This is a genomic window from Bradyrhizobium sp. AUGA SZCCT0177, assembly GCF_018130125.1.
In the GTDB taxonomy this organism is placed as follows: domain Bacteria; phylum Pseudomonadota; class Alphaproteobacteria; order Rhizobiales; family Xanthobacteraceae; genus Bradyrhizobium.
On sequence record NZ_JAFCMA010000006.1, the window covers coordinates 124,246 to 144,310 of the forward strand.

Annotated in this window: 18 protein-coding genes; 13 read left to right on the forward strand and 5 right to left on the reverse strand. The window is 61.7% G+C overall.

The genetic code is table 11. The features are described from left to right. Positions 1-17 precede the first annotated feature (17 nt). Positions 18-1,526, forward strand: coding sequence for an MmgE/PrpD family protein (locus JQ597_RS09160; RefSeq protein ID WP_212263868.1), 1,509 nt, complete (start codon positions 18-20; stop codon positions 1,524-1,526). A 24-nt stretch (positions 1,527-1,550) separates the two neighbouring features. On the opposite strand, the gene JQ597_RS09165 is transcribed toward JQ597_RS09160, so the two are convergent. Beyond that, positions 1,551-2,492, reverse strand: a complete 942-nt coding sequence (locus JQ597_RS09165; RefSeq protein WP_283813405.1) for an NAD(P)-dependent oxidoreductase — start codon at positions 2,490-2,492, stop codon at positions 1,551-1,553. 247 nt (positions 2,493-2,739) lie between these two features. Between JQ597_RS09165 and JQ597_RS09170 the strand changes: the two genes are divergently transcribed. The 4 genes from JQ597_RS09170 to JQ597_RS09185 all read left to right on the forward strand — a co-directional run bounded on the left by JQ597_RS09170 (position 2,740) and on the right by JQ597_RS09185 (position 6,711). After that, positions 2,740-3,732, forward strand: a complete 993-nt coding sequence (locus JQ597_RS09170) for an NAD-dependent epimerase/dehydratase family protein (RefSeq protein ID WP_212263870.1) — start codon at positions 2,740-2,742, stop codon at positions 3,730-3,732. Between the two features lie 9 nt (positions 3,733-3,741). Further along, positions 3,742-4,533 (forward strand): N-acyl homoserine lactonase family protein, encoded by a 792-nt coding sequence (locus tag JQ597_RS09175; RefSeq protein WP_212263871.1) that lies wholly within the window; start codon positions 3,742-3,744, stop codon positions 4,531-4,533. A 15-nt stretch (positions 4,534-4,548) separates the two neighbouring features. Continuing rightward, on the forward strand, positions 4,549-5,697 hold the full coding sequence (locus tag JQ597_RS09180) for a 2-methylaconitate cis-trans isomerase PrpF family protein (RefSeq protein ID WP_212263872.1): 1,149 nt from the start codon (positions 4,549-4,551) through the stop codon (positions 5,695-5,697). 243 nt (positions 5,698-5,940) lie between these two features. Continuing rightward, the gene (locus JQ597_RS09185) at positions 5,941-6,711 is read left to right on the forward strand and encodes a GntR family transcriptional regulator (protein ID WP_212263873.1); all 771 of its coding nucleotides are present in this window, start codon (positions 5,941-5,943) and stop codon (positions 6,709-6,711) included. Between the two features lie 16 nt (positions 6,712-6,727). Here the strand turns inward: JQ597_RS09185 and prpB are convergent, their stop codons facing one another. Next, positions 6,728-7,657, reverse strand: coding sequence for a methylisocitrate lyase (gene prpB, locus JQ597_RS09190; RefSeq protein ID WP_212263874.1), 930 nt, complete (start codon positions 7,655-7,657; stop codon positions 6,728-6,730). A gap of 241 nt (positions 7,658-7,898) precedes the next feature. Here prpB and JQ597_RS09195 point away from each other — a divergent pair, with 241 nt between their 5' ends. From JQ597_RS09195 to JQ597_RS09225, 7 genes are all read left to right on the forward strand, one after another. After that, positions 7,899-9,065 (forward strand): ABC transporter substrate-binding protein, encoded by a 1,167-nt coding sequence (locus tag JQ597_RS09195; protein ID WP_212263875.1) that lies wholly within the window; start codon positions 7,899-7,901, stop codon positions 9,063-9,065. Positions 9,066-9,118: 53 nt separating this feature from the next. Next, positions 9,119-9,988: a branched-chain amino acid ABC transporter permease gene (locus JQ597_RS09200; protein ID WP_212263876.1), complete on the forward strand. Its 870-nt coding sequence runs from the start codon at positions 9,119-9,121 to the stop codon at positions 9,986-9,988. Between the two features lies 1 nt (position 9,989). After that, positions 9,990-10,997: a branched-chain amino acid ABC transporter permease gene (locus JQ597_RS09205; protein WP_212263877.1), complete on the forward strand. Its 1,008-nt coding sequence runs from the start codon at positions 9,990-9,992 to the stop codon at positions 10,995-10,997. Further along, positions 10,994-11,770 carry an ABC transporter ATP-binding protein gene (locus JQ597_RS09210; protein ID WP_212263878.1) on the forward strand — a complete coding sequence of 259 codons (777 nt, stop codon included), beginning with the start codon at positions 10,994-10,996 and terminating at the stop codon, positions 11,768-11,770. Before JQ597_RS09205 ends, JQ597_RS09210 begins: the two co-directional genes overlap by 4 nt. After that, positions 11,767-12,483 (forward strand): ABC transporter ATP-binding protein, encoded by a 717-nt coding sequence (locus JQ597_RS09215; RefSeq protein ID WP_212263879.1) that lies wholly within the window; start codon positions 11,767-11,769, stop codon positions 12,481-12,483. The genes JQ597_RS09210 and JQ597_RS09215 overlap by 4 nt, the downstream gene beginning before the upstream one ends. A 229-nt stretch (positions 12,484-12,712) precedes the next feature. After that, positions 12,713-14,170, forward strand: coding sequence for a tetratricopeptide repeat protein (locus tag JQ597_RS09220; RefSeq protein WP_212263880.1), 1,458 nt, complete (start codon positions 12,713-12,715; stop codon positions 14,168-14,170). 81 nt (positions 14,171-14,251) lie between these two features. Further along, positions 14,252-14,947 (forward strand): tetratricopeptide repeat protein, encoded by a 696-nt coding sequence (locus JQ597_RS09225; protein ID WP_212263881.1) that lies wholly within the window; start codon positions 14,252-14,254, stop codon positions 14,945-14,947. A 182-nt stretch (positions 14,948-15,129) separates the two neighbouring features. On the opposite strand, the gene JQ597_RS09230 is transcribed toward JQ597_RS09225, so the two are convergent. Further along, positions 15,130-16,104 carry a Bug family tripartite tricarboxylate transporter substrate binding protein gene (locus JQ597_RS09230; RefSeq protein WP_212263882.1) on the reverse strand — a complete coding sequence of 325 codons (975 nt, stop codon included), beginning with the start codon at positions 16,102-16,104 and terminating at the stop codon, positions 15,130-15,132. A 444-nt stretch (positions 16,105-16,548) separates the two neighbouring features. Beyond that, positions 16,549-17,577, reverse strand: coding sequence for a DMT family transporter (locus JQ597_RS09235; RefSeq protein ID WP_249147646.1), 1,029 nt, complete (start codon positions 17,575-17,577; stop codon positions 16,549-16,551). Here JQ597_RS09235 and pdxR point away from each other — a divergent pair. Further along, the gene (gene pdxR / locus JQ597_RS09240) at positions 17,570-19,036 is read left to right on the forward strand and encodes a MocR-like pyridoxine biosynthesis transcription factor PdxR (protein ID WP_249147648.1); all 1,467 of its coding nucleotides are present in this window, start codon (positions 17,570-17,572) and stop codon (positions 19,034-19,036) included. The genes JQ597_RS09235 and pdxR overlap by 8 nt on opposite strands. A 1-nt stretch (position 19,037) precedes the next feature. Here pdxR and JQ597_RS09245 read toward each other — a convergent pair whose 3' ends face one another. Then, on the reverse strand, positions 19,038-19,976 hold the full coding sequence (locus tag JQ597_RS09245) for a GlxA family transcriptional regulator (RefSeq protein ID WP_212263884.1): 939 nt from the start codon (positions 19,974-19,976) through the stop codon (positions 19,038-19,040). Positions 19,977-20,065 lie beyond the last annotated feature (89 nt).

Here is a 20,065-nt window from a genome sequence, read left to right on the forward strand (position 1 = left end):
TGCACGGGAGAACCGACATGAGTGACGCGTCTGTTGCATCGTCGAAGGCAGGTTCGGCGGAGCACGCTTCGTCCGGAACCACGCTGCTCCAGCATCTGGCCGAGCGGGTGTTGGCCTTTGAGAAGCGTCAGCTCACAAAGGGAGCGGTCGCGTCGGCAAGAGCCTGCATCCTCGATGCGATCGGCGTGACCCTGGCCGGCTATCCGGAACCCTGCACGCAGATCCTGCTCAAGACCCCGGGCGTCGCGACGGCGCCCGGACCCGCGCTGATATTCGGCTCGGCGCGGCGCACCAGCGCACTCGATGCTGCGCTGATCAACGGCACCGCATCGCACGCGCTCGATTTCGACGATTTCAGCGGCATCATGGGCGGCCACCATTCGGTGCTGCTGGTGTCGACGCTGTTTGCGCTGGCAGAGGAGCGCGGCGGGACCGGCGAAGACCTCGTTGCCGCCTACGTGATCGGCGTCGAGGTCGAGATCAGGCTGGCGCGGGCAGTCAATTTTCATCACTACGACAAGGGCTGGCATCCGACGGCGACGCTCGGCATTTTTGGCACCGCGGCGGCCGCCTGCCATCTCATGAAGCTCGATCATGCCAGGACGACGATGGCGCTGTGCATTGCGGCCTCGCTCGCAGGTGGCCTCAAGGCCAATTTCGGCACCATGACCAAGCCGCTCCACATTGGTCAGTGCTGCCGCAACGGCCTGCTTGCGGCCCTGCTGGCCGAGGGAGGGTTTGACGCCGCCACCGACGTGTTCGAGCATCAACAAGGCTTCCTCAACGTCTTCAACGGGCCCGGCACGTTCGACCCCGATAAGCTCTTTCAGAACTGGGGCGCGCCGTGGGAGATCGAGGCGAAATCGATCGCGCTCAAGCAATTCCCTTGTTGCGGCAGCACGCATCCCGCGATTGCCATGGCGCTCCAGTTGCGGCGCGAGGACAAGGTCAAAGCCGCGGACGTCAGCCGCATCGAAGTGCTGCCGCATGGCCGGCGCCTGCGCCATACCAACAATCCGCATCCGCAGACGTCGCTGCAAGCCAAGTTCAGCGTCCAGTATGTCGTCGCGCGCGCGCTTCGCTATGGCGTGCTTCGGCTGAAGGATTTTGAGGGCGACGCGCATCTCGATCCGGAGATCACACGGCTGCTGGATCTCACGACCGCAAGCCCGCACCCCGATATGGCCGACGATGCCGAGGACCAGTGGGGCGCGGAAGTCATTGTGACGCTCGAGGACGGTACCCGCCTCTCGCGGCGCGTCGACAATCTCGTCGGTCGTGGCGGTGACAATCCGATGAGCAGCAGCGAACTATGGGACAAGTTCAACGATTGCGCGGCGCGCAGCCTTCCCCGTGAGCAGATCGCGCCGCTGTTCGAGCGGCTTGAAACCCTCGAAAAAGTCACCGAGATCGCACAGGTCACGCGCCTGCTCGAAGTCAGCGAATTGCACAAGGCGCCGGCGAAGAAGGTCGTCTTCGCGCCGCGAGGTGCTCATGAGGCTCAGGAGACGACCTGGGTGCCTTGAGCGAGGCTTCCAACGACCTGACTATCAGGCCGGCTTGGCCCAGTTCTGATACATCTTCAGCAGCGCCACGATATCCTGGCCGCGAAAGCCCTCGGCCAGTGCGACGGCATAGAGTTCGCGCGTCGCAGAGGCCGACGGCGTCGGCATCCGCGTCATTCGCCCGAGTTCGACCGCAAGCGCGAGGTCCTTCTCGCCCAGCTCCATCTTGAATCCCGGCGAGAAATCTCCCTTGATCGCGTTCGGAAAGCGCTTGGTGAAGTGATGCGAGCGGCCGCCGCTGACCGACAGCACGTCATAAAGCTTGTCCGGCTCGACGCCTGCGGCGACGCCGAGCGCAAAGGCTTCCGCCGCGACCAAGACATTGCCCATCGACATCATGTTGTTGACGATCTTGACGACCTTCGCGGTTCCGACCGGGCCGGTGTATTTCCATTCGTTGCCAAGCAGCTTGAGGATCGGCTCGGCCCGGGTCACGTCGGCCCGCTCGCCACCGGCAATCAGGATCAGCTTGCCGGCGCGCGCCTCGTTGGGGCTGCCGCTGACCGGACAATCGACCACTGCGATTCCCTTGGCGACCGCTGCCTCGGCGGCCTGCCGCATCGTCTGCGGATCGATGGTGCTCAGCTCGATGCAAAGGGTGCCCTTGGCCGCATGGGCGACGATGCCGTCGGCGCCGAGCCAAGCTTCCGTCACGGCTTTCGGATCGGGCAGGCTGGTCAGCACGATGTTGCGGCCCTCGAGCGCTTCCGCGATGCTCGATGCCATCCGAAAGCCGTCCTTCGTGAGGCGCGCGCGCTGATCGGCGTTGACGTCATAGCCGACGACGTCGAGGTTGGACTCCCTCAGTCGTCCTGCCATCCCCGATCCCATCTGCCCCATTCCGATGACCGCGACCTTCTCAGACATGTCGTTCTCCCGATTCTTTTGTTGCGAGGTCGTGCCGAGCTGTCGCTGAAGCAGACTCATCGCTCGACTCTATACAGAGGTGCCGGTGCCAAGGCGACGGCGCAGCCCCGCAGGCGGTGCAACGGCGTGCACCGGTGCCGCATGATGAAAACTGTAGACAGTTTGGGGCGAGGGCGGTAGCGTCCGTGCAATTCGGTCGGGCACCGCCGCGATGCTCGCGGCCACCGGCCTGCATCGGTCCAACAGATGATCAATGGGAGCGAGACTTGAGACAGCCTGTGCAGTTTGCCGCGATGTGTGAGCATCCATGAAGATCGCCCAAGGAAAATTTGTCGTGACCGGCGGCGCCAGCCTGATCGGATCGCATGTCGCGGAACAATTGCTGAGCCAGGGTGCGCGGGAAGTCGTGCTGCTCGACAACTACGCGCTCGGTAGTCCCGATACCGTCCGGTCGCTATTGGGAGACCCCAGAGTAAAGCTCGTGCGCGGCGATATCCTGCGCATCAACGAACTCTATGACGCCTTCGAAGACTGCGACGGCGTGTTCGCGATCGCCGGTTTCCTGACGTTGCCGCTCAGCCAGAATCCGAGCCTTGGGCTTGCCGTCAATGTCGAGGGACAGGTCAACATCTTCGAGGCGTGCCGCTACCGCAACGTCAGGAAGGTGGTGTTTTCGTCGTCGATCGCGGTCTACGGCGATCCGGCGCCGGGCCTGATCGACGAGTCCGCCCCGGCGCAGCTCGGCACATTCCAGCCCGCCACAGCGCTGTACGCGTGCACCAAGCTGATCGGCGAAAATCTCTGCCGTCTGTACAGCGCCAAGCACGGCATCCAGGGAATCGCGCTGCGATACGCAACGGTTTACGGCGAACGACAGCACTATCGCGGCGTCAATGCGCTCTACATCATGGAGAATTACGACCGCATCATGCGCGGTGAGCCGCCGGTGATTCCGGACGACGGCAGCGAGGTGCATGACTATGTTCACGTTGCCGACGTCGCCCGCGCCAACGTGATGGCGATGGCGTGCGATATCACGGCTGAGAGCTTTACAGTCGCATCGGGTGTTGCGACCGATCTCAATCAGGTGGTGGCGCTGTTGCTGAAGTTCACCGGCAGCGACCTCAAGCCGGTCTACAAATCGGCTACTTCGAGCGTGCGATCGAGCGTGACCAAGCAGCTCGATTTCAGCATCGCCAAAGCCGAGAAGATGCTGGGCTGGAAGCCCGAGGTTTCCATCGAGGAGGGCATCCGCCGGCTGCTGGAATGGCGCAAGGCGCAGGACACTCCAGCAAGCTAAGGGGAGCGCATGTCGGAATACGAGATTCTCGCGGTTCGTTACGCCCATAATGCCGAACGGCGCATTTCGGAAAATTTCCTCGGTGGCGATGCGCATGACGGGCCGATGCCGATGGATTTCTTCGTCTGGGTGCTGAAGGGCGACGGCCAGACCATCATCGTCGATACCGGCTTCGATGCTGACATGGCCAAGCGCCGCGCGCGCAAGATAACGCGCCCGGTTGCGGAAGGCCTGAAGGTTGCGGGCGTCGATCTTGCCGGTGTCAAGGACGTCGTACTGACTCATATGCATTACGACCACGCCGGCAATCACGAGATATTTCCGAACGCGCGCTATCACATCCAGGAGCGCGAAATGGAATACTGCACCGGCCGGTGCATGTGCCATTCCAGTTTGCGGCATCCGTTTGAGGCTGACGACGTCACCGCGATGGTGGGCAAACTGTTCCAGGGCCGCGTGAAGTTTCATAATGGCGCGAGCGAGATTGCCGATGGTGTCACGGTGCATCTGGTCGGCGGTCATTCGCGCGGTCTGCAGTTTGTGCGCGTCCGAACCCGGCGCGGATGGGTCGTACTCGCCTCGGACGCGTCGCACTATTATGCGAATTTCGAACAGTACCGGCCTTTCCCGGTCGTGGTCGACGTCAGCGAGACGCTCGAAGGTTATGACGCGATGCGCCGGCAGGCGTCGTCGCTGGCGCACATCGTGCCCGGCCATGACCCGCTCGTGCTACAACGCTATCCGGCGCAGCCGGGCGGTCCGGCAGACATCATCCGCCTGGATGCCGAGCCGCTGAAATAAGGACAGGGATCGGCCATGGCAAATGCTCGACTTCGTGCGGTGTTCATGCGGGGCGGCACTTCCAAGGCGGTGATGTTCCGAAGGGACGATCTGCCGGCCGACCCGAAGGCTTGGGACCCTATCTTTCTGGAGGTCATGGGCTCGCCCGACCCCAATGGCCGGCAACTCGACGGCATGGGCGGTGGAATCTCGTCGCTGTCGAAGATTTGCATCATCGGCCCGCCGAGCCGGCCGGATGCGGATGTCGACTACACCTTCGCGCAGATCGGTGTGCGCGACACTTTTGTCGACTATGGCGCCAATTGCGGCAACATGTCCTCGGCGGTCGGGCCGTTCGCGCTCGACGAAGGGCTGGTGACGGCGCCAGCCAATGGCGAAGCCACGGTCCGCATTCACAACACCAATACCTCGAAGATCATCGTTGCGCGCTTTCCGGTCGAGGATGGTTCGCTGGCCGCCACCGGCGATATCGAGATCGATGGCATCGCCGGGAAGGCGGCGCCGATCCGGCTGGAGTTCCTCGAGCCCGGCGGCGCGCGGACCGGCAAGCTGCTGCCGACCGGAAACGCGGTTGACGATCTCGACATCGGCGGCGGGGAAAGCGTGAAGGCCTCCTGCGTCGATGCCGCCAACCCCTGCGTCTTTGTTGCGGCAAGCGCGGTCGGAAAATCCGGCGATGAACTGCCTGACGTGCTCGACAATGATTCTGTCTTTCTGCAGCGCATGGAAGCGATCCGCTGCGCGGCATCGGTCAAAATGGGGATTGCGCCGGATCTCGATCAGGCGCGGCGGATGACCGGTATTCCCAAGGTCGCGATGGTAACGGGCCCGCGGGCCGGACGAACGCTGTCGGGGCGTGAACTCGCGCCGGCGGATGCCGACATCTGGGTGCGGATGATCTCGGTAGGGCTGCCGCATCGCGCCACGCCGATTACCGGAGCGATTTGCCTTGCGGTGGCGTCGCGCATTCCCAGCAGCATTCCGGCCGAACTGTGCAAGGCGAACGGACCCATTCGTATCGCGCATCCGTCGGGCGTCACGCTGGTCGACGCCGGCGTTTCGCCTGCCGGCTCCGGCGCGGTGAAGGCGGACTATGGCGCGGTCTACCGCAGCGCCCGCCGCCTGTTCGAAGGCAATGTGGTTTATCGAACGGCCATCGCTTAGTTGTATACAGTTGCGGGAACGCAGGTTTCCACGATTGATTGTCCTTCACGAAGGGACATACTAGAGCGTTTTCCAGCGAAGTGGACACCGGTTCGCGTCAAGAAAACGCGTCAAAACAAGAATTAGAGCCCCGTTCCGATTCCATCGGAACGGAAAAGGCTCTAGTAAGTACAAGGGCTTGGCTGAGAGCGAGCCGGCAGGCGTCTGTGCGGGCTCCCACGGGAGCGGTATCGAAAGGCTTTCATGAACGGCATCTTGAGCAATAAGGTCTCTGCCCAGTCGCTGGTGGATGCGCTCGCCGAGCGGATCGAGGCGGCGATCATGAGCGGAGACCTGCAGCCGGGCAGCAAGATCAGCGAGCAGGCGCTTGCCGCCTCGCTCGGCGTCAGCCGGGGTCCATTGCGCGAAGCCATCCGCCGGCTCGAAGGCCGAAAGCTGCTGCAGCGGACACCCAACATCGGCGTCCGCGTCGCAAGCCTGTCGCCGAGCGATCTGTATGAAGTGCTGCAGGTTCGCGAAGCGCTGGAAGGGATGGCATGCGGGCTCGCGGCCCAGCATATGACGGATGATGAGCTGGAGGCGCTTTCCGAGCTGCTGGACCAGCACCAGCAGCAGAAAAGCGTCCAGGAAGGCACCGGCTATTATCAGGAGTCGAAGGACTTCGATTTCCACTTTCGCATCGTCAAGGGCAGCCGCAATGCACGGCTGGTCCAGATGCTGTGCGAGGACCTCTATTATCTGCTTCGGGTCTACCGCTACAAATCGAGTACAAAACCGGGGCGCGCCAAACAGGCTCTGCGTGAGCACAAGGACATCGTCGCTGCGCTAATGCGGCGGGATTCCGTGGAAGCCGAACGCAAGATGCGGCTGCATATCAGCAACGCCCGCCAGTATGTCGAGGAGCAGATGAGGGAAGCGGCCGCCCGGCAAGAAGTCGCGCCGCCCGTCCGGAAGCCGAAGGCAGGTACGGCGTGGACAGGCAAAAGCAAGGCCGCGGTTCAGTCGCGCAGATAGCCTCCAGCCGCCGCTTTCATCGACCGGTTTGCTTCTGCGGCATTCCTTCGGGCGTGATCGACGTGATGATCGATGAATCGAGGGCCTCATATTCGTGATAACCGATGGTCGCGTATAGTTCGGCCCGCGTTTGCATGCGATCGATCAGGCGGTGGGTGCCGCCATCTTTGCGGATGCCGTCATAAAGTTCGGCCTGCGCCTTTGCGGCCACGCGAAGCGCGCTGACCGGCCAGATCACCATCTTGTAGCCGAGCGCCTCGAACTCGGACGCCGTCATGAACGGCGTTCGTCCAAACTCGGTCATATTGGCCAGCAGCGGCACCTTGATGGTTTCGGAAAATTTGCGGAACGCTTCCGGGTCATGCAGCGCCTCAGGGAAGATCGCGTCAGCGCCGGCTTCGACATACAGCCGGGCGCGGTTGATGGCGCTGTCGAGCCCTTCATCCGCGGCCGCATCGGTGCGGGCCACGATGTAGAGATGCCGCCGCGCCTTGGCGGCGGCCGCGATTTTGGCCGCCATATCCTCCGGCGCGATCAGCTTCTTGTCGTTGAGATGGCCGCACTTCTTCGGCAGGATTTGATCCTCGATCTGGACGGCCGCAGCGCCCGCGTCTTCGAACGCCCGCACCATGTTCATCACGTTCAGTGCTTCGCCAAAGCCGGTATCGCCATCAACCAGCACGGGAAGTTGCGACGCGCGGGAAACCTGCCGGACGAAGAAGCAGACGTCGTCGATCGTGAGGATGCCGAGGTCCGGAAGCCCCATCGACGCGGACATCGCCGCTCCCGACAGATACAGTGCTTCAAACTGCGCGGCCTTGGCCTGCAACGCGGCGAGGCCGCAATGGGCTCCGGGAATCTGCAGGATGCCGGGACGCTGCAATAGTTTCCGGAAGCGCTCGCCGGCGGCCAGCGTCGGCAGGTCGTTGGCGACGAGATATGTCATTTGGCTCCCGCCTGGTCTGTTTCGTTCCTGATCATATCCGTCATGCCTGCTTGCGTCGTCGCCCGAACGGGGGCGGTCAGGAATGTTTCCTGCATGGGCCTCAAACTGTCAACAGTTGACTTTAGTCAATTCCCTAAGATAGGTTCCGCCATCCCGTCGCCCGACAGGGCCGCGGACGAAAGCAACAGAAAAATCGAGAGGGGTTGGCAGCAAGCTGCTCCCCGACACCAGGGAGGTAGCCATGCGTGGATTTTTGAAGGTCGCGCTTCTTTCGACGGCTTGCGCTGTTTCCTCATACTCGGCTTCGGCGCAGACGTTGAAGCTCGGCGTTCTGGCAACGCTTTCCGGCGCCGGAACCGCGTGGGGGATGGCGATGCAGGGCGCGGCCGAACTCGCCGCTGAAGACGTCAACAGCAAGGGCGGACTGGAGGTCGGCGGCAAGAAGTACAAGGTCGAGATCGTCGCCTATGACGACCACTACAAGGCGGCGGACGCGCTGACCGCGTTCAACCGCATGGTGTTCGACGACAGCATCAAGTTCGTGGTCGGTCCGCTCGGATCGGCGCCGGCGCTGGCGCTTCTTCCCGTCAGCACGGAAAACAAGGTCATCACCATGACCATGGCCTTCACCCCGAAGGCGCTGTCGGCCGAATACAAGTACAGCTTCCGTCCGGTGATCCCGTCGGACGTGTTCTCCGATCCGCAAATCAAGTGGGTGGTGCAGAAGTTGGGCGCCAGGAAGATCGGCGGCTTGTTCCCGAACGACGAGTCCGGTCAGCAGGTCGGAGCCGCCAACGAAGCCGCCTATGAGGCGGTCGGTGCCAAATTCGTTGCCAAGGAGTTCTTCGAGCGCGAGCGCGTCGATTTCGTGCCGCTGCTGACACGCGTGCTGGCGAAGGGCATCGATGCCTTTGAACTCAACGGCAACGCGCCGCAGACCGCGGGATTGCTGGTCAAGCAGCTTCGTGAACTTGGCTTCAAGGGGCCGATCATCCGGACCGGCGGCGACGCCACCGCTGATATCCTGAAGGTTGCCGGCAAGGATGCCACCGAGAACGTCTACGTCCATCAGCCGATCAATACGGATTCCCCGGCGATCCAGGAATACACCAAGCGCTTCGAGACAAAGTACAAGACGCCGCTGAACGCCTTCAGCCCGTTCTTCTACGCCAACGTGCAGATGGCGTTCGCTGCGATGCAGAAGTCGGGAACGGTGACGGATAGCGACAAGGTACGCGAAGCGTTGCTTGGCCTGAAGGATTTCGAAACCGTGCTCGGCAAGGTGAACTGGATCGGCGAAGCGCAGTGGAAATCGAACCAGCAGCTCGACGCGCCATTCTACGTGGCGCTGCTCAAGGGCGGCGCGGCGCAGGTCGTGGCCAAGTGCACGCCCAAGGTCTGTGAATGAACGTCGCAGGCATCTCCGGGAAAATGGACGCCGCCTGACGCGGGAGAATGGGTTTGGACTATTCGATACTTCTTGCGCAGGCTGTGCTGAACGGTCTCGTCATCGGCGCTATGTACATGCTGATGGCGGTCGGTTTCACGCTGGTGTTCGGGATCATGCGCGTGGTGAATTTCGCGCATGGCGAATTCTATATGCTCGGCGCCTTTACGGGATTCTTCACCTACGTCTATTGGGAGATCCCGTTCGTCGTCTGCCTTTTGATCGCGGCGCTGACGATCGGCATTCTCGGCATGCTGGTCGAACGCACGTTGATCCAGCCGTTTCGTTCGGATGAGATGTCGGGGATGATCGCGACGCTTGCGATCTCGGTGATCATTCAGAACGGCGCCGTCCTGCTGTGGGGACCCCAGCCGCGCGCGATGCCCGATATCGTGACGGGCACGCTGGCGATCGGTCCCTTCAGTTTTCCCTGGTCGCGGCTTGTCGTCATCGCAGCAGCCGCGCTGATCTTTACCGCGTTCTGGCTTTTCATGCAGCGAACGCGGCTGGGGCGGGCGATGCGGGCGGTCGCCCAGGATACCGAGACCGCGCTGATCCAGGGCATCCGCGTCAACTACATCTATCCGCTGGCCTTCGGCATGAGCGTCGCGCTCGCGGCGCTGGCCGGGGCGCTGATGGGGCCGGTGTTCTCGGTCTCGCCCTTTGTCGGCCTCACGCCGATGCTCAAGGCCTTCGTGGTCGTCATTCTCGGCGGTCTTGGCTCGGTCCCGGGCGCGGTGGTCGGCGGCCTTCTGCTCGGCATGATCGAGAGCTTCACCGCCACGATCTTCGGGTCGCTGGTTTCGGACATTCTGCAGCTTCTGCTGGTCATTCTGATCTTGCTGGTTCGGCCCGCCGGCCTTTTGGGACAAAGGGAGGCCTGACTTGGAGGGATCATCCACCGCCGCCATCGGCCGCGATGGGCCACGCCTCGCGCCACGTCGCCGTTTGCTGCCAGGTATCGCGCTGGTCGTGGTGCTCGCGGCGGCTCTCGTCCTGCCGCAGCTCACGACAAACCAGTTCTACATCCATCTGGCGAACCTGATGCTGCTCAATTCGATCTTCGCGGTCAGCCTGGGCTTGATTGCGTCGGTCGGGCAGATATCGCTCGGACACGCGGCGTTCGTGGCCGCGGGCGCCTACGTCTCGGCTCTGGCCGCGCTGAGCTTCAAGCTTCCGCCGATCCTCGGCATTGTTCTGGCCGGGCTTGTGACGGGGCTGGCGGCGGTGCTGCTCGGCAAGGTATTGCTTCGGCTGCGCGGCGTCTATTTCGTGCTGGTCACGTTTCTGGCGGGACAGGTTTTCACGCTGATCGTGCTGAACTGGGAGAGTGTCACCCACGGCGCCAACGGGCTGCTCGGGATTCCCGCCATATCGATTTTCGGCCTTCCGCTCTCGACGCGCCTGCGCTTCTACTATTTCGCACTCGCCGCCTTCATTATCGTCGTGACGTTCGTCTGGGCCCTGATGCGCTCGCAATACGGACGGGCGTTTCGTTCCATCGCGGAGAATGTGCGCCTCGCCGAATCGAGCGGCATCGATGTGAGCCGTTACCAGATCGTCGCCTTTGCGCTGGGCAGCGGCATCGCAGGGGCCGCCGGTGCGGCGATGGTCCACTACATCCGCTTTCTGTCGCCGGACAGTTTCACGTTCAACGACTCGATCGCGTACATCACCATGCTCGTCGTCGGCGGGCGTCACACGATGATCGGCGGCGTCCTTGGCGCTTTGTTCCTGACGCCTCTGCCGGAGCTGTTGCGCGGCTTCGTCGGTGCGCAGCACATTATCTACGGCGTGATACTGCTTTGCGTATTGCTGTTCATCCCGAACGGTCTCGTCTCGATCGGACGATCCTTCTTCAGCAAGGGCTCGGAGACGGAGACGCCGAAATGAGCGCTGCATTGCTGGAAGTGGATGCGATCAGCCGGCGGTTCGGCGGCCTGAATGCGCTGAAGGACGTTTCGTTCTCGATCAAGTCAGGTGAGATCGTCGGGTTGATCGGCCCCAACGGCGCCGGAAAGACGACCTGCTTTAATGTCGTCAGCGGGGTCATGTCGCCGTCGGCGGGCGCCATTCGCTTCGAGCAGCGCAGCATTGTCGGCAAGAAGCCGAGCGCGATCGTCAGCGAGGGATTGGTGCGGACGTTCCAGGCCACGACGATTTTCCCGGATGCCACGGTCATCGAGAATGTCATGCGTGGCGCGTTTGCGACCACGCCGGTCTCGATGCTGGGTTCGATTTTCAACACCCGCGCCGCACGTGCGGCGCTGTCGGCGACCCGAAGCCGGTGCGAGCTTTTGCTCGAACGCCTGTCTTTGCTTCAGTTCCGCCAGCGCCGCGCTGGAGAACTGTCATATGGTGGTCAGCGTCGGCTCGGTGTTGCCATCGCGCTTGCCGCGCGTCCCAAGCTGCTGATGCTCGATGAACCGGTGGCTGGATTGAACCCGGAAGAAGCCGCCGAGTTCGGCCGGTTGATCAAGGACCTGCACAAGACGGAGAACATCTCGGTGCTGCTCGTCGAGCACCACATGCGGCTGGTGATGGGGCTGTGCGACCGGCTTGTCGTGCTGGACCACGGCGAAAAGATTGCCGAGGGTATACCTTCGGAAATCCGCGCCAATCGCAGCGTGATACAGGCCTATCTCGGCGCCGAGGAAGCAGCATGAGCAAGGCGCTTCAGGTACGTGACATTCACGTCGAATACGGCCATCGGGTTGCCATCTCTGGCATCAGCCTCGATGTCGCGCCGGCGCAGATCGTCTCATTGGTCGGCAGCAACGGCGCCGGCAAGACCAGCACGTTGCGGGCGATCATGGGATTGCGATCGCCGAGCCAGGGCGAGATCAGTTTTGGTGGTGTGCGGATCGACAAGATGTCACCGCCGGATATCGTCTCGCAAGGCATTGCGTTGTCGCCGGAGGGACGCCGCGTGTTCCCGCGGATGACCGTCCACGACAATCTGCTCGTGGGCGGGTATTTGCAGCCGCAAGGCAGCAGCCTGCATGCTTCCGTGGAACGGATGTTCGGCTTCTTTCCAAAACTCAGGCAGCGCCGCGACCAGATGGCAGGCCTGCTGTCCGGCGGCGAGCAGCAGATGCTGGCGATTGCGCGCGCGTTGATGGCGGCGCCGAAGGTGCTGTTGCTGGACGAGCCGTCGCTCGGGCTTGCGCCAATCATGGTGCAGGAGATCGGCCGCTTGATCGAGACAATCAACCGGGAGCAGGGACTGTCGATCGTGCTGGTCGAGCAGAATGCGAACCTTGCGCTCCGGCTCTGCCACTACGCATACGTGCTGGAGAACGGCCGGATCGCGCTCAGTGGGCCCGGTGCGGAACTCGCCAAAAGTGACTACGTCCAGCGTGCCTATCTCGGCGTTTAGGCGACCCAGTTTCGGGTATCTACAGGGCGTGGTTTCATTAGCGCGCAGGACTACAGCGGGTTTGATGACGGCTGACTTCCGGGATTAGCGGCAAACCGGATATGCCGCCGACATGCCAGAATCGACGCGATAGACCCAATAGTAAGTGACTTTGTCTGGTCGAATGTGAACCAGAACGCCAAATTCCGATACAAATCCCAGGATATCAAAGTTCGCCCAGGGAAATTGCATGAGTCCGACGGATTGGAGATTCTGGAGCGCACTTTTTGCCGCCACGATATTCCTGGGTTATTCAGCCGCATTCCTGGGTTATTCAGCCGCCGCTGACCAGTGTGATTCTGCGCAGGACCCCGAGGCTGCGATCGCTGACTGTACCCGGGGCATCAAGTCGGGGAAATCGAAAGGGCGCGATCTGGCGGCTTACTACAACAATCGAGCTGTCGCTTATCGCGCCAGGGGCGACAACCACCGCGCCATCGCCGACTTGAATGAGGCGATCCGGCTCGATCCTAAATTGGCCATGGCCTTCAACAATCGAGGTGCCGCACACAACGAACAGGGCGACAACGACCGCGCCATCGCCGACTTGAATGAGGCGATCCGGCTCGACCCAAAATTCACCATGGCCTTCAACAATCGAGGTAACGCCTACAACGCCAAGGGCGACAACGACCGCGCCATCGCGGACTTCAATGAGACGATCCGGCTCGACCCCAAACTCGCCAGGGCCTTCCAAAATCGGGGTAGCACCTACCACGACAAGGGCGATAACGACCGCGCCATCGTCGACTACAATGAGGCGATCCGGCTCGAACCCAAACACGCCAAGGCCTTTCTCGGTCGAGGTATCGCCTTCGGCGCCAAGGGTGACAACGACCGCGCCATCTCTGACTTCAATGAGGCGATCCGACTCGATCCCAAATCCGACATGGCCTTCGACAAGCGAGGCAACGTTTATCTCGAACAGGGCGACCTCGACCGTGCCATCGCCGACTTCAGTGAGGCGATCCGGATCGATCCCGAAGATGCCACCGTCTTCAACAGTCGAGGTACCGCTTATCGCGCCAGGGGCGACCATGACCGCGCCGTTGCCGACTACGACGCGGCGATCCGGCTCGATCCAAAGTCAGTCAAGGCTTTCGTCGGCCGAGGTGTTACTTATCACGCCAAGGGCGAGTTCGACCGCGCGATCACCGACTACGATGAGGCGACCCGGCTCAATCCGAAATCCCCGTTGGCTTACTTTGCTCGCGGGCGCTCATATCTCTTTGCTGGTTCGGTCGAAAAGGCGCTGGCCGATCTTGACCAGGCAAGTGCGCATGCGCCGGACAATGCCTATCTGGCCCTGTGGGTCGAGATCGCCAGTCAGCGAAACAATCTCCCGAGCCGTCTGGCGCAAACCAGCTCCCGGATCGACATGAAGGTCTGGCCGGCGCCTGTCATCAGACTTTTCTTGGGCCAGATGACGCCTGCTGCTGTCCTTGCCGCCGCCGCCGATCCTGACGTCACCAGGAAGAAGGGCCAAGTCTGCGAGGCGAATTTTTACAGTGGTGAGCTCTCATTGACGAAGGGGTTGAAAGATGAGGCAACTCGCCTGTTCCGTCTGGCGGCAAGCGATTGCCCGCGCAGTTTCAACGAGTGGGAGGCCGCCAACGCTCAGCTGAAGACACTTGGCGTGGTCCCATGAGCAAGTTTGACCCGGCTTCCAGATTGCGCTTGCGAGTTAGAACCGGACAGTCAGTTTGAATCCCACCAAAGGGAAAATTACATGAAATTTATGGCCCTAGCTTTTTCATGCCTCTTAGTTCTTTCAATGCCTGCCAATGCAAATGAAGCGGACTCCTTTAATGCGATGGTCGCATTGGCCAATAAAGGAGATGCAGAGGCGCAATACCATGTTGGCATGATGCACAATAATGGCATCGGCACCCAAAAAGATCGGAGGCAGGCATTTGAGTGGTTTCAAAAATCCGCTGGGTCTAATGACCCGCTGGGAGCCTATAAGCTTGGTTGTTATTATGACGGGCAAGGCGCGGGCGTTGTAACGTCTGACACAAATGAAGCATTAAAATACAAACTTGTTTCTGCCAAAGCCGGTTATGCGCTTGCCCAGCACGATGTTGCTATTCTGTATGACAGACAAGGAAATTCAGAAGAGGCGCTGAAGTGGTGGAAGATGGCAGGCGACCAGGGACATCCCCAGTCTCTCTATAGTTTATCCATTTCGTATTCTGCGGGAAAAGGAGCGCCAAGAGATTTGTCGTTATCGTATGCCTATTTTAAACTCTCAAAACTGGCGCCCCAAAAAAATGTGAATGAGATGGCTGCTATGTTGTCCAAACCAGAACTTGAGAAGGCAGAAAAACTGGTTTCCGAATGGAGCCCACAACCAACAGCTCTGACACTCAAGGCAAAGAGCGGTGTCAGGAGGGCGGAAGAACTCTTAAAAGCCACCAGGAAGTAGGTGTCCTCTGCCGATTGCTTCGATGTCCGTTGTCGGGGGACGATCGGACGTCGCCGACCCGACGTTAACTTCCCTTGATGCTCTCCCTGCCTGGAGATCCCGGCGAGGTTCATCTCGCGCTTGCAGCCACCACGTCGCTTTAGCAGTAAAGCGGACATCACCGAAATCTATGGGTTCACGCCCTAGTTCACCGTCGCGCCGGACGACTGGATGATCTTCGTCCATTTCGCGGTTTCCTCGCTGAGGAATTGTGCGAAAGCGGTACCGGAAATGTTGCCGGGCTCGGCGCCGAGTTCGGTGAACCGCTTCTGCACGTCAGGCATTTTCAGGATCGCGTCAACCTCGCTCTCCAGCTTTGCAAGCACCGGCGCTGGCGTTTTCGCCGGCGCCACCAGGGCGAACCAGGCGGAGGCTTCGAAACCGGGCACGCCGGATTCTGCGACCGTCGGCACATCGGAAAGGGCGTTCGCGCGTTTGGCGCCCGCCACCGCAATCGCCTTGATGGTCTTGGCCTGAACCTGCGGCAGCACCGCGGGGATATTGTCGAACATCATGGGGATGTGCCCCGCGATGAGATCGTTCATGGCGGGTGCCGCGCCCCTGTAGGGCAGGTGAACGATATTGATGCCGGTCATGGTCTTCAGCAATTCGCCCGCGAGATGATTGGTTGAGCCGTTGCCCGACGATCCGAAGTTGATGGTGCCCGGTTTTGCCTTGGCGAGCGCGATGAGTTCCCTGACGTTGCTGGCTTCGACCGACGGATGCACCGCAAGCACGATCGGCACCGCGGCGACCAGCGCCACCGGAGCGAACGCCTTTGCCGGATCGTAAGGCAGGTTCTTGTAGAGCGCTGCGTTGATCGTAAGCGGCGGCGGCGCCGTCAGCAGCAGCGTGTGACCGTCCGGCTCCGAAGTCGCGACCGCATCCGCGCCGATATTTCCGCCGGCGCCGGCGCGATTTTCGATCAGGAATGTCTGGCCGGTCCTCTCGCCAAGTTTTTGCGCCACGATGCGGGCGATGATGTCGTTGGAGCCGCCGGCTGGAAACGGTACGACGATCTTGACGGGGCGGGATGGATAATCCTGCGCCGTGGCGGTGCCGCCGAACAGGAAGGCGCTGAAGGCGACAAGAATAGCGCGACGACTGAATGGCCCCATCCTGCGATTCCTCATCCCTTGCATCAGTCTTGCTTTCGCAAGATCTTATTGGTCGCTGATGGAGAATTACAGGATCAGCATGAATGTCAACCATGCGTTGTCCTGCACCGTATTGCCAACAGCCTTCGAACTCGCCGAAGGCACGGTTCGGACTTCCCAGATTGCATTCGCGGAGGCGAGGGACGACGATGACATCGTCGTTTCACGATTGTCGGGCTGACGAACATGGCTCCATATTGGCTCGTTCGGTTGAATGATCTGCTGGCGTGGCTCAATCCAGTGCTGGGCGGTGTTGCCGCCATTCTGGCGTTGCTTGTCATCGCAACTGCCGCCGAACGTTTGCCCCGGAATGGGTCCAGTGCAATCGCTCAGGCGGCTCGCCCCGTCAGTGTAGTTGCGCCGGCCGAATGTGTTCGCGCGGCCTTGCCGCCCGAATGGCGGGATCTACGACTCCACGACTAGGGGTGCGTGCTTTTGCGCCGGAGCCTTTTCCCTGCGGGGGATCGTTCCGATTGCGATGCCTCCCAGGATCAGAAGCATCGCGACCACCAGGTCGGCCGTGACCACTTCACCAAGAATGATCGCTGAACTTGCGACCCCGACGACGGGTGTCGCGAGCAGCCCGAGCGATGTGACGACGGCGGGCAAGCTGCGATTGACCGTCGCCATAGCCCAATAGGCCAATGCCGTTCCGATAACTCCGCTGAAGAGAAACAGTCCAACCAGCTGCGCATTCCATTCCAGATGCGGAACACCGTCCTTTAAAAACGCCAGCACGGAGACCACCAATGTGGCGAGCAGTGTTTGCCAGAACCCCAGCTGGAAGGGCGTGGAAATCCAGCGGTGCGCGCGCACGTATACGATGCTGACCGCCCAGCACAGGGCAGCCAGCAGGATGCAGCCGCTGCCGGCCAGGGTGTTGGCGTCGGCCCAATTGTAGGCGAGGGGATTGAACATGAGGGCGAGGCCGGCGAGGCCAACGGCCATTCCCAGTGAACGCGATGGCGTCATTTTCTCGCCGAGGAACAGCCAGGCGGCAGGCATCACCCAAAGCGGGGTCGTGTAGCCAAGGACGATTGAACGGCCGACCGCGGCGAATTGCAGCCCGAATGCGACCAGCGCTGAAAATGCCACCATGTGAAATATCGAGTTGACGAAGATCACAGGCAGATCGCCGCGACGTGGCACGATCATCTCGCCCCGCGCGAACAGAAGCATGGCGAGGGCCACGGTGGCGATGGCGCAACGAATCGCCGTGATCCACAGCGGCGAAGCGCTCTGCACGAGGATCTTGGTAATCGTCCAGTTCAGGCCCCAGGCGATCACGATCACCGCGAACAGCAGGAATGCGCCGCGGCGCGACAGATGGGTCTGCATGATGATCCCTGTTGGCTGGGCTGCACAAACCATAACCTTGACTGGCATGATTGATAGGTCCATTTTCATAAAAATCATGGAGCCAGTTTTGTCCAATCTCCTCTCCGGAACGATCGATCTGAGGTTCGTCCCGCAGGATGGCGGTCGCCTGGCGCGCCAGATCTACGACCGCCTGCGCACCGCAATCCTGTCGGGCGCCTTGCCGCGGGGATACCGGCTGCCGTCCAGCCGGGGGCTGGCGGAAGATTTCGGGGTCTCGCGAAACACGGTCTCAACTGTCATCGATCAGCTGGCGGTGGAAGGTTACATCGTCGTCGCACGCGGACGCCGGCCGGTGGTCGCGGCGGTCGAGAAAATGCAGCTGGTCTCCGGTGATCAATCTCCGGATCATGAGCGTTCCGGCTTCATGCGGGTCTCCCGTTGGGCGAGGCAGGTCAGCCGGTCGGACTGGCACTTCACGAACGAAGGAGGGAGTCCGCGGCCATTTGCTCCGGGGCTCGCCGATGCCCGCGAGTTTCCACACGAGGTGTGGGCGCGCTGTCTGCGTCGTGCGGCCCGCAGCAGGCATGCGGCGGGAATAAGGGCCAACCATCCGGCTCTTCGATCGGCGTTGCTCAGCCATCTCGTGGAGCATCGCGGCGTCAAGGCCGACGCGCGAAGGCTGATCATTACATCGTCGGCCCAGGCGGCCATCGAATTGATATCGCGGGTCCTGCTCAATGAGGGCGATCTGGCGTGGATCGAAAGCCCGGGATATGGCGGCGCGCGCGTGGCGCTTGAGGCGACCGGTGCACGGGTCAAGGGAATGACGCTGGATCGGAGCGGGTTGCGCCTGGCGGGGCGGACTGATCGTCCGCGGCTGATTTTCTGCACACCCTCGCATCAATACCCGACGGGCAGGCTGATGCCGATCAAGCGCCGGCAGGAACTGTTGGCATTCGCCGCGGAAGCGGGCGCGGCGATCATCGAGGATGACTACGACAGCGAGTTTCATTTCGACGGCCGGCCGGTGGTCGCGTTGCAGGGCATCGATACGGCCAGCAACGTCTTCTATGTCGGGACCTTCTCGAAACCGATGTTGCCGGATATCCGCGTGGGCTACGCGATCGTGCCCGACGGCCTCGTTGAGACATTCGAGAGGATGCAGCGGCATACCGGCCAAATGGTGATGGGTGCGATGCAGCTCGCGCTGGCGGAGTTTATCGGCGACGGCGATTTCGCAGCCCATATTCGCCGGATGACCCGCATCTATCGCGGCCGCCGTGACCGGCTGACACATGCGCTGGGTTCAGCGGCCGGAAGCAAGCTCGCGATCACACCGCCGGCCGGCGGCATGCAACTTCTCGCCCGGCTGGAACCGGGATCGGATGACTGCCGTCTCGTGGCCGATCTGGCGAGGATTGGAGTCACGGCACGGCCGCTTTCCCGTCACTTTACCGGCAAGGCCGCCGAGCACGGGCTGTTTCTTGGATTCGCCGCCTGGAATGAAACCGAAATCGATGCCGGTGCCGAACTTATCGGCAAGACGATCGCAAGGAATCTCCGCGGGCGATGATTCAGGCCGCAGGACGGAAATGCGCGGGGGAATGCTTGGTATCGCGCCGGATCAGGCGGCGAAGGGTAGAGGGCTCCGCGTAACCCACTTGCCGGGAAATTTGATCGACCGACAGGCGCGTGGTCTCAAGCAGGTATCTGGCGGTCTCAAGCCGGATGCGTTGAACGAACTGAATAGGCGAGACGCCGCAGGTCGCCGCGATGCGCCGGGCAAATGTGCGCGGCGCGAGCGCGACGGCCTCGGCGAGTTCCTCCATCGCAAAATCGCGCGCGATATTTTCCCGCACCCATTTTTCCGCCTTTGCGATTTTCGGGTCCTGGCTCGCCAGATAATTGATCGCCATGAACGGCACCTGGGAGCGCCGTTCATCCAGCAGCAGATAATTGGCGCAGGCGTTGGCCAGCTTCGGTCCGGCAAACTTGCCCACAATCGCCAGCATCAAGTCCATCTGCGCCATCGCCGCGCCGCCGGTCGCAATTGGCCAATCAGGCACGACAATCCGGTCGCTCGCCAGTTCGACCATCGGATAGCGCTCGCGGAACAGCGGGCCGAGCCACCATGTCGTGGTCGCCCGCCGGCCGTCCAGCAATCCGGTTTCCGCGAGCAGGAAAGTACTTGCGCACGCCGCGGCGAGCGCGGCGCCTGCTTCGAACGATTGAGCGAGCATGTCGCACGCACGGCGGCAGGCCGGGCTCTTCAGTTTCGCGTCGAGTTCGTCCGCTGACGCAACTCCGAGGCCAAGACCCGGGACAATGACGAGGTCGGCGCCACGCAGCCTTTCTCGTTTTCGGCGCGGGCCCAAGCGCACCGTCGTGACGTCGAACGGTAAGGTACGTTTGGCCGTCTTGCTGATCTGGTTGGCAGTCGCCATCACGTCATGGGTGATGGCGGCGCCGGAAGCCAGGCAGCCCTCGATTTCAATGACCGTCACCCTGGTCATGTCCAAAAATCCCCGATCAATGTCATTTTTGACACTAGGCGATCCGGCGCGGAATCGCAATGATCGGCACGAAGGCTGATGCGGCGTCG